Below are 13,090 nucleotides of genomic sequence, written 5' to 3' on the forward strand. Positions count from 1 at the left end.
CGATGACGCAAGTTCATGTCGCCCGCAAATTTCGCGATTTCATTCGCTTTCACACACACATCACCTATCCCGAATCGAGCGAACGACGTCAGCAAATCAATACCGCCGAGGTGGTCAAGAAACTGGACGCGATCGGCATGGGGCACGTTCATGTGCCCATCATCTGGGACGGCGTGCACTTGGTCGACGAAGGACGTTTGGCCGGCGCGAACGAGATCGAGCGACGCGTCCGTTTGACCTATCGCATGCGAATGTGGAAGATCGCCACGTGGATCGACGAAGTGTTCAGCTGGTCCGCTCGCGATGTGGAACTCTACCTGCAATTGGCGCAAGCGCTTCGCGAGGTCGATTTCGAGCATATCAAAGGACGCACGGATGTCGACCGAGCGATCGCCAACATCGCCATCATCGCCACGGCCAAACGATCGCTCGCGCAGGGGATTCCGCCCGACACGATCACGTGGCAAATCAATTGGGCATTAAAACAGGTCGGCGGTTTGGAGGCGGACGAAGTCGAATTGCTCGAATGTTTGCCAGACGAAAGCATGCTTAAGTCGGCGGACAAAATCGACCATGAGCAAATGGCTCGCGACCGCGGTATTTCATCAATCGCATTGGTCGACAACATCGACACGCGAGGCAAGATTGCGTCGCTGTTCGCCGATTGCTTTGGCGGTGTCCGGCGAGAAACCGAAAAAAAGGAAACGCATCCGTTGTCGGTCCGTCGGCTCGATGTCGCCTCGCGGCTGTTGGCCGAACCGGGTATGGAAGCACTGTTACGAATCTCGCGGATTGCCAACGAATATGTCGCGTTTCAGCCGCGGTTCGAAAAGAAAATGACGCCGGCGGTCGATGGAGATCAAACGCGAATGCGGATGATGCAATCATACGATGAGCTGCCCAAGTTGGCCCCCGCCGCTTGGGCGTTAAAAGTGGCCGCGCCAAAATACTTTCGTTATCGCTTGGCCACAAAAAGTTTTATGGTTCGCGAGAAGATTAAACGTAGCGACAAAAAACAGTTCTTCTACGCAATGCTCGATCGATCCAAATCGATGCAGCAAGGCGAACGAATTTATAAGTTGCTCGCCATTTTGTTGAATCGATTGCGGGCCGTGGGGCGACGCGAAGCGATTCTAGGGTACAGTTTTTTCGACTCCGTGGTTCACGAAGAGGTGATCGTCCGCGAAGTCGCCGAGGCCCGCGAAGAGATCCGGCGGATGCACTATGAGTTCTTTACCGGGGACGACACCGACATCAATTTGGCGCTGCGTGAAGGCATCAAACGCATCAAGAATTTGGTTGACGATCAAGAGTCCGAGCAGCCCGAATTGATCATCGTGACCGACGGCGACCACGGCATCAACGTCCGGCCGGAGGAATTAAAAGGCATCATGCTGCACGTGTTCGTAGTCGAAGAACAAAACGATGACTTGATCAAACTTGCACATCACACCGGCGGCGTGGCACTGGACGGTTTGTAGGCGGTACAACGGATCTTCGCGTTTAAACGCGACTTGATTCGGCCGCTGCGTTCACCATACATAGTCGGCCAGCTTTCCAAGCTGGAACCGTTGCATCAAGCGGGAAATCCAAATCACATGGGCGCCCGACTCGAGCCAGCATGAACGGGTAATCGCTTTGCACGCCAACGGCTTGGAAAGCCGAGCGACAATGGGACGCTGGAACGCTTGGCGAGATTCGCTACGAGATAACGTTCGCTACGGGATAAGGTTCGCTATGGGATTGCGGACGCGGGGGGCAACAAGCTCAGCTCGCTACTGGAACGTGTTCCCAGTGCTCCCCACAAACCGTACGGACTCTTGCTGCCAGCCGGATTGGGGCTGCCAGCGTACACCGAAGGATTGCTGTCGTTGCCCGCGTCGATGTTGTCGCTGATAAACCGCACACTGTTATCCGCAAAGCAAACGTGAACGCCACCTTGATGACGACTGCTGGCCGTTAACACGCCCCAACTGTCGTCCTTGTCTTGTTCCAAGGTGATTTCGCGATTGGGGGGCAGAATCGTGTTGAACCCCGAATACAACGGCATCCCATCGGCCCAACGAAATCCTCGCCCCACGTCGCCAACCAAACTGAGCTCGGTTGTCCCCGCTTGCACCAACCAAAACTGAGGACGTTCGGGATCCACCAACATGGCCATGTCACGCGCCCAATTGGGATGATCTCGCAGCTCCGGACCGGGACCTGATATCGGCGACGTTCGAATATCTTTATCACCAAGATCGGTGGCGATTTCACCTAACAAGATGGTGTTGGCCAAACCATCGGTGATATCACTACGTCGCGTCACCACGCGTGGCACGAACACACCACGCATCGCAGCTTGAGTTTGCTCGGCCAACGTTTCATCGTACACAAACGTCTCGTCGACCTTTCGCAGTGGCCCTGAATCTGCGGCCACCATGCCATCGCCGAAACAGGCGGCGTAATTGGTCCGGCCAAACCCAGGCTCGCCCGTGCCCGGGTCGCTTGGACAACGGTACACCGCAATCTCCCAATGCCACGGTTCGTACTCACCCACGAACGGTTCCGGGCCACCGGCTACCCACGGTTCGTTTGACTCTGACTCGCTTTCGAATTCGTCCTCGGGATACATCGATTCATCGTCGGGATACATCGACATCATGCCGTAGCCGAAAGAATCATCAAACGGGCGAGTTTTCTGGATCTCGTCCCAGGCCGCCTGTTGGTCCAAAAACGGCAACAATCCGACAAAGATGCTGAGCCGGCGATCGTTGTCTTTGCCTGCCGCGGCACCACTGTCGGTCCCCGACAACTGCACCGGAAACTGCGTGAACGCCTCGTGGTAGGCCTGCACGCCCAGCCCGACTTGCATCAGATTGTTGGCACAACTCGTTCGCCGTGCCTGTTCTCGTGCTGCTTGCACCGCCGGCAACAACATCCAAACCAATACGGTGATGATCAGCAACACGCCAAACAGCTCAACCGTCGTGAAACCGCAGCGGCGTGCCGTGCGATAACAATGCTTGAGCTGATTCGGCGCGGCGAGATTCAAAGTTCGCCCCGTCGAGGATGTCATTCGGAATCCTCGTTGCTTGTTTCGCTGGGCTCGTTGTCGCTTGACTCAACGGCGTTGTTGGTGGTCGACTCCGTCGCGGATTGCGTTTCGGAAGCCGATCGAGGCTCGGCATAGGGTTCGTCCGATTTCCACTCCGTGGGGATCTCACCATCGGAGCGTGAACCGAGCTGTCTCCGAATCGTGGCGTCCATCGACGGATTACAAAATCGGTAGCTACCGTTGCCCAACAGCACATTCGCTCCGTTGGGATGATCGCTGGCGATCCCACCAACGTAGGTCTCCGAGACCTCTTGTTCAGGCCCCTGAGGACCGCGGATCCGCGTTAGTTCCGCATTGATCGCATGCCCGGTGTTGCGAAGACTTGATCGCGTGCCGCTGATCCAGCCCAAGTCCTCTTCGAACCGAGAGAGTTTTTCGCCAACAAACGCGGTATACGCCAAACCATCGGTGATATCCGAATCGGTGACGGGGATGTTCAGAAACATCACCCCGTCGTTGTCTTCATCAATCGGAGTTTCGCTGGAGGCATGGATGCCGGCGTAACAAGTCGTGTTTTCACGCATGCCCGTTTGCGATGGACATTGTAGCGTCGGTATCGACAAACTCCGCACGTCAGCATTGGCCGGTGCATAAACACTTTTGCTGCGATCGATTGCTTCGTAAACACTTTGCGCGTCCATCATCGGCAGCAACCCGCTGATCCAATTGTGGTGGTACCCAACCGCCTCGTTTTGGATCGGGCCCGTCGGATTGACCGTGCCCATCGGATAGTGAACGTTGCGAAGCGAATAAGAGGACAACGCAAGCGACAGCTGTGTCAGGTTTTGTTGGCACGCGGTGCGGCGAGCCAGTTCACGCATGTTTTGCATCGCGGGAAGTGCCAATCCGACCAGCACGCCGATGATTGCGATCACCACCAACAGCTCGACCAACGTGAAACCACGACGCCGACGTCGCTGGGAAATTGCGACCCTCGCGAAGTCGCTCGGCTCGGGGGCGTATAACGAGACTGACCGAAACTCTTGACGAGTTCCGCTACGGGATTGTGTCATTCTTCGGACTCCGATTCTTGCTGCTGTCTTGTCAACTGATCGACCACATGGTCGCCCCGCATCCAACGTGCGGTAATTTGTTGATCTTCGCCCAAGGAGACGACGATCCGTTCTTGATTTGCTTCATTGACCGGCAAATCGACCGATCCTTCGCCGAGTGCACCAACCGCATCGATTGCGGCGATCATCGTGCGAACTCGCGTGCGTTCCGTCTCGGATTTTCGCAGCGAAAACTCGCCGACCAACATCGTCCGAGTCGCCTCGACCACCACCATCAGCACCACGACCACCAACAGCAGAAAGGCGGCTCCTCGGCGAACACTCCGTTTTGATCTTTGGTTGCCACTCATTGCACAGCCTCGACAATAAACGGGTACGACGAAGGCTCGGTGTCGATGGAAACGGTCACGCGATTCTCGTCCGTTTTCAGTGTCGGTTTTCGCTGCGTGCCGATTTCAAACGATTCGACACTCGTCACTTGGTTCGATTTCAATGTTGTCCGTCGCAATGTCCCTTGTTCCGCACTGAAATCGTACCGCACGCCAAAATCGTCGCTCTGCAATTCCAATGGCCAGCCTTCCGGTTGCGACTGGACTGCGATGGCTTGATGAAAATCGGCGCGAAACTGCGTGGCAAATCGCTGGATCGCTTGCCGCTGCTGAACCGAAGTGTTGCCACGCTGTCCAATTTTTGTGACCGACGACATGATCGTCGCCGCGGAGATCCCGATCGCGAGCAAAACGGAAAGCGTTCCAATCACTTCGATCAAGGTGACGGCACGTCGTGGTTTTCTGTCGATTCGGCGCACTTCAATTATCATCATCCAACCGCCAATCGTGAAGGGTGATGCGAACTTCCGGCGAACAGCTCGCTTCGACGCGAAGATGGGTCCCGGATCGCAATTGCGACTGAAAATCCTCGACCGTCACCTGGACGTCGCAACGGGTTTGCTCGGCGATCGCCGCAGCAATCTCTTCCGCACGGGACTTGAGCGCGTCAGTACCCACGTGCTGAAGACGCTCGAGCGTGTTCTCGGCGGCAAGTGTCGCCACAAGCCGCTGGTCCGCCTGCTTGGACAGCCGGGAACTGCCTTGTGCTAACTTCATTAGTGCCACGACAGCCGTTGCGAGCAAGACAAAGCAGATCGCCGCTTCCACGATCAAACTGCCGCGACGTCGAGTATGGCGATGGCTAAGCGATCCCATGGATGATCTCCGACAACGACGCGAACAATCCAATTCCATACGCAAGCACGAGCACCCCCAATAAAACGATCACCACGGGAAAAAAGATCCCTAGTAACCAACGGCTGTTCGCATTGGCATTGCGAACGTTTTGATCGGCAATGGAGCGTAACAATTCACTCATGCGATCCGGCGACGCCCCTTCGATCCACTTGGCTTCGGTCGGCGTCAACCACCTTGCTTGCCGCATCACCGCAGCGATCGAGTTACCGAATTCGAGTCGCACGTAGGCCTGGTGCATCTCATTTCGTTGCGACGCCCAACGTGCGATCGAATGCCCGATGCGAACCGCCTGATCCATCGGCATGCCCAATTCGATCGCGTCGGCGAATCCATTGAGCACTTCCGCTTTTCGATTCGCACGATGCGGAAGCATTGGAATCCACTGGGGAAGCCGCAGACCAAAAATCCGTCCGCGGCTGAGCACCGGAACGATCATCCCGCATACGACCAACAACCCTACCAATACCCATCCTGCTGCAAAATTACTCAAGAGCAACCTCGAAGCTTCGAAATCTCGACCAAATTCTTCGAGCATTTTTTCGAGCGTTGGCGTGATGAATAACGCGAGAAAGGTCAAACAAAGATAGACCATCAAAGCAACGGTAATCAGATAAATGAATTGCCCGTACGCCGGAATGTCGTTGGAATCGATATCCGACAGTTCGTCCGAATGTTGAACCCATCGGTCATGCGAAACGGGCATGGCTCGCGTCGCGTTGGTCGACGGCCTGCGAATCGTCCGCAATGCGATTGCGGTGGAAAACGACAGCGGAACGCCGGATGCTTCGGCAGCGTGAACCGGATCCTGTCCCGCCCGCAGTCGGTACAGATATTGCCGACATTGGTTTCGCAAAGGCCCCGATCGCGAGAACGCAGCGACCACGTTCTCGATACGACCATCATGCTGCTGAATCGAACAAATCATCTCGTTGAACGTCCGAGTGGCATGTTGCCAGCGGCGTCGCCGAAAATCTTCGACCCCCACGATCACCAAGGTGGCGAACAGGACGCTGATCGGCGTTGGCAATACCAACAGCAAGATGACGAAGAGGACAAAGTAACCAAAAGTCCGTAGACCGGCGGCAAGATAGGTGTTCATGTCAGGCCTCCGATCATGCTGGACACGGTGTACCAGAACCAACCGAGCGTGGTCGCCACCGCGATCCAAATCAATCCGCCTGCTACCACGGTCGAGAACATCGGCATCAATTGAGTCAACAAGACCAAACGGCGCTGAGCGACCTCGCTGAAATGATCCGACGCAATTTGCCACTGTTGTTCGGGCCGCGAGGTGGCTCCATCAATGATCGCTTCCAATAAAGCCGCGTCGCCGCGTGACCACGCCGTTAACCCTACGTCGGATTCGCCCCGCTCTAATCGCCGCACCGCATCCTGCAACCATCCCTTCGCCGCTCCTGGTTTAACCACCTTGCCCGTCACCGTGAACGCTTCGGAATAAGTGCAGCCCGATTCCAGCAAACGAGACACCGCATCGCTAGCCGCAGCCCACTGGATTGCCGATTGTGTCGATCGATATCCAGGCAATCCACCGCGAATGATTGACACCACCGCAAATCCGATCAACAGAATCGAGATCGCAACCGTGACATAAGGAACCCACAACACACGCTGCGGCGTGTCGACCTCACCCCACATGTCCTGGGTGGTGGTCGTTATGGCTCGCACATCCGCCGAAATTTTGATTGCCACGAGACTTGCGATAAACCCCGATGCAATCACAAACAACCACCCGCTGGTGGTTGACCAGATTGCCCGTTTTGTCATGTTGCGACGTTGCTGTTGTCCGTCCAACCACTGCAGCGCACTGGCTTCGTGTTCGGTGCCAGACGCCATCAAGCGTTCGGCTACAGCGTCAAGTTTTCTTACCACTGCGCCACCTGTCGATACACAGGCCCGATCACCCAAACGATATACGAAAACACAAACAGCGTCCCAAACGAGACGATCGCTAATCGCGGCACGAGATGCGTCCACCAATAACGTTGGCGTCGTGCACGTTCTAGATGAATGGTGGCGAGGTAGCGAAGACGAGCGACCAACACCTCTTTTGCCGCGACCTCAGGAACGTCCATCGTTTCCATGGTAACGCGAGACAGCATCGATACGATCTCGGGACTCTGCATGCTGGGGTTAGAGATGGATGCAAACGAATTCGCCCCGGAGAGCGCCGCTGCATTTTTGATCGCGACATCATCGGGTACGTCCAGTGCAATTTGGTCAGCTAACGATTCGCAAAACAAACCGAGCCGCACGCTCTTGGGAAACGGAATCCGACTGCGAAATCGAATCGCTGCGAAAACCATCACGGCGGCAAAGATGAGTGCGGGCCAGATCCAATATTCCGACAACCACTCGCTAAATTGAACCACCGCAGCGGGCCAGTGGATATCGGGGGTCTCCTCACTGAGTACCATCCGTGTCATGAACAACACCAATACGAGATAGGCCAACACGACCAGCATCACCGGGTACACCCACGCCAATCGGACGTTACGTCGGTAATCGGCTTGCTTGCGTATCAAACGAGCGAGCCGCACCAACAACCGAGCGTCGCCCGTTTGCTCGGACGTCCTTACACATGCCACCAACTGAGGCCGGTTGGGCAACGCAAGCGAATCAAGTGCACTCGAGATGCTTTGCCCCTGTTCTAGCCGATCGGCCACCTCACCTGCCACACGTCCGACCCGCCCAAGGCGACTTCGCTGCAATCGCCGCAGCGCGTCTGCGACCGAGACATCGCGGCGCATGGCGCTGGCGATTTCTTCAAGCAGAGCAGCAAGTTGAATCTGAGAAAGCTTCGCCACGGGGGTCTCGGCCGCATTAACTGAGAAATGGAGGAAGATTCAGTGCCATTACAATAAGCATGTCACGTAGGCAAAGCAAGCACGCGGGGTGGGTGAAAGGGGAAGGGAAAGTGAGGAGTGAGGAGTGAGGAGTGAGGAGTGGGGAGTGGGGAGTGGGGAGTGGGGAGTGGGGAGTGGGGAGTGGGGAGTGGGGAGTGGGGGAAAAGAATGGCGCCGGCCGAAAACGTTTCGCAGTAGTCTGGTGGGGCACGTCGCTCAGGAGACCATCTCGGCTAGACGCCGGCTCGATCTTCGTCGCCATATGAATCCGTCCAGGACATAATGGGTAATTTGTGGCACGGCCAATAACGGAACCAATGCGATATCGATCCCCTCGATGTTGCCCAAAGCACTGAAAACACTCGAGCCCCACAACCACGTTCGCTCTTGCCACATCCCGCTGTCCCAGAGCAATTCTTCGGCATAAGCCAGCAGCCACACGAGCCCCAAGAACTTGGCCACTCGCGTTGCAGCGGCTCGCTTTGGGTGCCCATCGGCCGAATCTGCCGAACGCCAGCGGTACCAATAAACCAGCACCATGTAGGGCACGCCGTGGATGATCACGTTGGTCACGGTGAATGCGTAATCGGAATTCAATGCGATGATGCCTACATACCAGCACAGCGCGGTCGAAAAAACCACGATATCCTTCCCCGGCGAAAATTGGCCTTTGACGACCCCACGGAAGATCGAACGCGCCGCATACGCGATCAGCGACGCCCAATACAACGGCGCGATCCCGATCGCAATGTCAACCGAAATCGTGGCGAAGTCACCTTCACGAAACCACCAAAAACGGCGAGGTAGATGCGTGTGCCAATAAACCAGCGGATAGATCGTCGCGAGATAAATGGCGCTGGCGTCGATCCACCACCCGATCCGGCTCGTCTCGCCCCCGCGAGACCGATACAGTGCGACCCAGCCGTATTGTTGACGAATGAAGTGGAACACCGCCAAATACGCAAGTGCTCGCCAAAACCCCACGACGCTTTCGCTGTAAATGGCCCAGCTTATGACAAACGCCAACACCGGTGTTAACCCATACAACCAGGGACGACGACGCAGTTCGGCACGATCAAAATAGACGCGAAACCCTGTGGCGTAGACATGGGCGACATCAATCAACAAGATCGCCACGATCCAGGCCCACTCAGGCGTGTCCGAATGCAACCAACCGAACGGAATGCCAATCGCCAATAGCGCAAACGCAATCAGGGCGCTGCCCAAGAACGCAAGCAAATCCACCCGCGGCGAAAATAGCCAAGGGATCGATTCGCCGCTCGCTTGTTCGGACACCGTGACCATCACCTTACAATAGCGACTCGAAAGGATGGTTTTGTTTGGCCAGCACTTCTTCGGCCGCCCGCACGCCGTGATAAAAAGCCTCTTCCATCAATGCGACCCCACTGAGATCGGTCCCGGCGAAATGCAGGTTGCCGATCGGTTTGGACGCCTGTCGCCGGTCATCACTGAATACAAACCCAGGCCGAGGCTGGATCATCGCATGCCCCCACCGCATGATATCGATGCGAGCGATCAACGAAGCGATCTCGGGATGCGGACGCGACAAGTCGGCCATCACAATCTCGGCCCAATCGGACCATGTCATCCCCAGCAACTGTTGGCGTGAAAGCTTGCCTTCGTGCTGCGTCAGCGGATAGTACCACGTCAACACAGTGGCCCCGTGATCGAGTCCCGTTTGATGGGTCGACGTCACGTAGCCGAGCGACTTACTTTCGTAGATCACATTGTCCCAGCACATCGGCATGCCGTCTTCTTGTGGACGGTCACGCAGATGAACATTCGCCACCACCCATGAACCGTACCAAAAGGACCGAGTCGATCGATCGGCGATCCGCTGAAAATCGCGGATCAAATAGGGTGCCAAAAATTGCGGAGCAGCAAAGACAACGTGCTCGGCATCGTAGTTGACGCTGTGATCCGCGACGCTGTCCCACGCGGTGATCTTCGCGGCGTCGTTCTCCGCTGGATCGAGCTGGATGTCACAAACGGCGGTTGCAGGTCGCAGATGATCCTGCACGCGATTGACAAAATGCTTGACAAAGCGACCGTTTCCCTCTGGCCACGTCATCACATCCTGAGTCGATGTGCTGGTCGTTTGTGCTCGCGACGCGAAATAGAAAATTCCGGCCCATGCACTCGTCTGATCGGTCGTCAATCCATAGTCATCGCGGCACGAATAATCAACGAGCCATCGCAATCGCGGCGACGAAAAATCATGCTCGTCCATCCACTGCTGCATCGAAATTTGATCCAACGATCTAATCACATCACCATCGGATGCCGTCGCGATAGGAATCGCAAACATCCTTCGGCCTTGATCGTCGCGGCGGGCAACCCAGGCGTCGATTTCGGCCTGGAACCTCTTTAGCTGATGCAGATCCTCGGCAGACGCACCCGAATAGGGATACAGTCCCTCGATCCATTCACCGTCGACGAACACACGTTCTTCGGGGTCGCGGCACAGGTACTGCTCCGCGACTTGTGGTGAACCGTCATCGTTTTTGCCCACCACCACGCTCATCTCTTCGAGCAGCGTCAGCAACGCCCGATTCTCTTTCATCGGCGCGGGCACATAGTGGGCTCCCCAGGGGAACTCGAACGCTGGGGTTTGTCCGCTGCGTGACGTGCCACCAAAGACCTTTTCAATTTCAAGCAGACGAAAATCCTCGAACCCCGCTTGCTTCAAACGCCAAGCCGTCGACAGCCCCGCGATACCGCCCCCCACGATCAACACGTCCACATGCTCGCTGGCACTCGGATCAAAAACCGGGCGCCATCCGTCACGAATGCGGTGCCCCACCGAGAGGTCGGGACTCAGCAATTCGCCCTCCGGTGGCAGCGATTGCCGAGAACATCCAACCGTTGCGGCGACACCGGATCCAAGCAACAGCGTCATCAGATCGCGACGATTTAACATCGGGGGCGAATCGCTCACTCGCTGCGACTCCATTCTTGGTCGTAATAACGCACAAGCGCCTGATTGTTCAATCGGTTCAACTCGGTTTGCATCGGCTGGATATCCGATGGCAAATCAAACATCGCCTTGAACTGCGATGGATTCAGAAACCGCAGCTCGCCCACCGCATCGGACAACTCGGCCGGAGCCCCGTCGGACGGCGTCATCGTGGCATAGGCGAATCCCCAAACACCAAACGAAGGAACCGACGCGCAATACGGAATCGCATCAAACCCCGTTGCTTTGAGCGTGTTGAGAACGCACCAATACGAATTCGGCGCGACCAACGGCGAGGTGCACTGGATGCTAATCCGAGCCGAATCGCTCAGATGTTGTTTCAACATTTGAAAAAATCGACTTGTGTACAATTTCCCCACCGAATAGCCGCTGGGGTCGGGAAAGTCGATGACCGCGACATCAAATTGTTGTTTCGTGTCGCGTACCCAGATGAATGCATCTTGATTGATGACCGTGACTCGCGGATCGAGCAACGCACCTCGATTCAAATCGACCATCAAACCAAACGTTTTGGCAAGCGAGGTGATTTCCGGATCAATATCGACCAGCGTTACCGTTTCAACGGACGGGTATTTGAGAATTTCGCGAACCGCCAGTCCGTCGCCGCCGCCGAGCACGAGCACATGTTTCGGATCCACCGCCGCCGACATGACCGGGTGCACCAAGGCTTCGTGATAGCGGTATTCGTCGGCCGAATTAAACTGCAAATGCCCATTCAAATGCAGCTGAAACCCTTGTTGGTTCTGCGTGACAACGATTCGTTGGTAAGGCGTTTGTTTGGCGTAGACAATCGGATGCGACAACATCCTTTCCTCGGCGATCGTGGTCAACGAATCCGCCTTGATGAATCCGACGACCAAAAGCCCCACCACCAAGACCGCGCGTCCACGCAGCCCCCCGAGTCCTTTGCTGCTTAAAATCGGCCGCAGCAAATAGGTGCCCCATAAACCGACCAGTGCGTTCAAGATGCCAAATAGCAGCGAGGTTCGCACCAAACCTAATTGCGGCACCAACAAGATCGGAAACAACAGCGAGGCAAGCAGCGCACCGATGTAATCAAACGTCAGCACACGAGAAACCAGGTCGCTGAAATCGAGATGTTCTTTCAAAATCCGCATCAGTAGCGGCAGTTCGAGCCCGACCAAGGTGCCAATCAGAAGCACAAGCCCAAACAGCGAGACTCGAAACCACTCGATCCATGCAAACGCGACAAACAAAAACGGAGCCGACAAACCGCCCACCAGTGCAAGGGCCAGCTCGACTTCGATAAACGTTTTCGCCAGTTTTTCTTCGATGTACTGCGACAACCACGATCCGATCCCAAGCGCCGACAAGTAGACGCCAATCACCAGCGAAAACTGAGTGACCGAATCGCCCAACAAGTAGCTGGCCAGCGTCCCGGCAAGCAATTCGTAGATCAGCCCGCAGGTCGCAATGACGAGCACGTTGAGATACAGCAAGGCGAGCGGAGCACGATTCATCGACGTTGTTTAACCCAGAATCGCGGCGGCAATGATCACCGAAATCCCCAACACAATCGCACCGACGATCGTCGCCAACGCTTGATTGTGGTCCTCTTCGATTTCCTTGACGATCGAAAATGGAGTCAACTTTTCCATGATCCACAACGACGCGAACAAAACCAAGATCCCGACGACTGCGAACAAAATCGCAGCGACGAGGTGAACTCCTAATAAATTCATCGAACTCTCCGCCGCTTGCGCGGTGACCAACAACAACGAATGCATACTCATTTGAATTCCCAACACTATTTCCCGCCTCCCCAAGAACCACCGTACGATCGACCATAGCCGCCGCCGGACACTCGCCCGGCCGCAAACCCATCTACAAATCCAAGGTTGGGCGCC

At 56.0% G+C, this 13,090-nt stretch carries 13 protein-coding genes; 1 reads left to right on the forward strand and 12 read right to left on the reverse strand.

Translation table 11 applies throughout. The features are described 5' to 3' along the window. Nucleotides 1-2 precede the first annotated feature (2 nt). The gene (locus ABEA92_RS06575) at nt 3-1,481 is read left to right on the forward strand and encodes a hypothetical protein (RefSeq protein ID WP_345683010.1); all 1,479 of its coding nucleotides are present in this window, start codon (nt 3-5) and stop codon (nt 1,479-1,481) included. Between the two features lie 254 nt (nt 1,482-1,735). Here ABEA92_RS06575 and ABEA92_RS06580 read toward each other — a convergent pair whose 3' ends face one another. The 12 genes from ABEA92_RS06580 to ABEA92_RS06635 all read right to left on the reverse strand — a co-directional run bounded on the left by ABEA92_RS06580 (nt 1,736) and on the right by ABEA92_RS06635 (nt 12,976). Continuing rightward, nucleotides 1,736-3,061: a DUF1559 domain-containing protein gene (locus ABEA92_RS06580; RefSeq protein ID WP_345683011.1), complete on the reverse strand. Its 1,326-nt coding sequence runs from the start codon at nt 3,059-3,061 to the stop codon at nt 1,736-1,738. Further along, nucleotides 3,058-4,113 carry a DUF1559 family PulG-like putative transporter gene (locus tag ABEA92_RS06585; RefSeq protein ID WP_345683012.1) on the reverse strand — a complete coding sequence of 352 codons (1,056 nt, stop codon included), beginning with the start codon at nt 4,111-4,113 and terminating at the stop codon, nt 3,058-3,060. The genes ABEA92_RS06580 and ABEA92_RS06585 overlap by 4 nt, the downstream gene beginning before the upstream one ends. Beyond that, nucleotides 4,110-4,463: a hypothetical protein gene (locus ABEA92_RS06590; RefSeq protein WP_345683013.1), complete on the reverse strand. Its 354-nt coding sequence runs from the start codon at nt 4,461-4,463 to the stop codon at nt 4,110-4,112. The genes ABEA92_RS06585 and ABEA92_RS06590 overlap by 4 nt, the downstream gene beginning before the upstream one ends. Next, nucleotides 4,460-4,936, reverse strand: a complete 477-nt coding sequence (locus tag ABEA92_RS06595) for a type II secretion system protein (protein ID WP_345683014.1) — start codon at nt 4,934-4,936, stop codon at nt 4,460-4,462. The genes ABEA92_RS06590 and ABEA92_RS06595 overlap by 4 nt, the downstream gene beginning before the upstream one ends. Continuing rightward, a complete protein-coding gene (locus ABEA92_RS06600; RefSeq protein ID WP_345683015.1) occupies nt 4,923-5,318 on the reverse strand; it encodes a hypothetical protein in 396 nt (131 codons plus the stop codon). The genes ABEA92_RS06595 and ABEA92_RS06600 overlap by 14 nt, the downstream gene beginning before the upstream one ends. After that, nucleotides 5,305-6,459: a type II secretion system F family protein gene (locus ABEA92_RS06605; RefSeq protein ID WP_345683016.1), complete on the reverse strand. Its 1,155-nt coding sequence runs from the start codon at nt 6,457-6,459 to the stop codon at nt 5,305-5,307. The genes ABEA92_RS06600 and ABEA92_RS06605 overlap by 14 nt, the downstream gene beginning before the upstream one ends. Beyond that, complete coding sequence (locus ABEA92_RS06610; RefSeq protein ID WP_345683017.1) at nt 6,456-7,214, reverse strand: hypothetical protein; 759 nt, start codon at nt 7,212-7,214, stop codon at nt 6,456-6,458. The genes ABEA92_RS06605 and ABEA92_RS06610 overlap by 4 nt, the downstream gene beginning before the upstream one ends. Before the next feature lie 29 nt (nt 7,215-7,243). Beyond that, on the reverse strand, nt 7,244-8,185 hold the full coding sequence (locus ABEA92_RS06615; protein ID WP_345683018.1) for a type II secretion system F family protein: 942 nt from the start codon (nt 8,183-8,185) through the stop codon (nt 7,244-7,246). A 255-nt stretch (nt 8,186-8,440) separates the two neighbouring features. Further along, complete coding sequence (locus tag ABEA92_RS06620) at nt 8,441-9,529, reverse strand: hypothetical protein (RefSeq protein ID WP_345683019.1); 1,089 nt, start codon at nt 9,527-9,529, stop codon at nt 8,441-8,443. A gap of 4 nt (nt 9,530-9,533) precedes the next feature. After that, nucleotides 9,534-11,183 (reverse strand): flavin monoamine oxidase family protein, encoded by a 1,650-nt coding sequence (locus ABEA92_RS06625; protein WP_345683020.1) that lies wholly within the window; start codon nt 11,181-11,183, stop codon nt 9,534-9,536. Beyond that, on the reverse strand, nt 11,180-12,703 hold the full coding sequence (locus tag ABEA92_RS06630; RefSeq protein WP_345683021.1) for a polyamine aminopropyltransferase: 1,524 nt from the start codon (nt 12,701-12,703) through the stop codon (nt 11,180-11,182). Before ABEA92_RS06630 ends, ABEA92_RS06625 begins: the two co-directional genes overlap by 4 nt. Before the next feature lie 9 nt (nt 12,704-12,712). Continuing rightward, a complete protein-coding gene (locus ABEA92_RS06635) occupies nt 12,713-12,976 on the reverse strand; it encodes a DUF350 domain-containing protein (RefSeq protein ID WP_345683022.1) in 264 nt (87 codons plus the stop codon). Nucleotides 12,977-13,090 lie beyond the last annotated feature (114 nt).

Origin of the sequence: Novipirellula caenicola (genome assembly GCF_039545035.1) — a bacterium.
Taxonomy (GTDB): Bacteria; Planctomycetota; Planctomycetia; order Pirellulales; family Pirellulaceae; genus Novipirellula; species Novipirellula caenicola.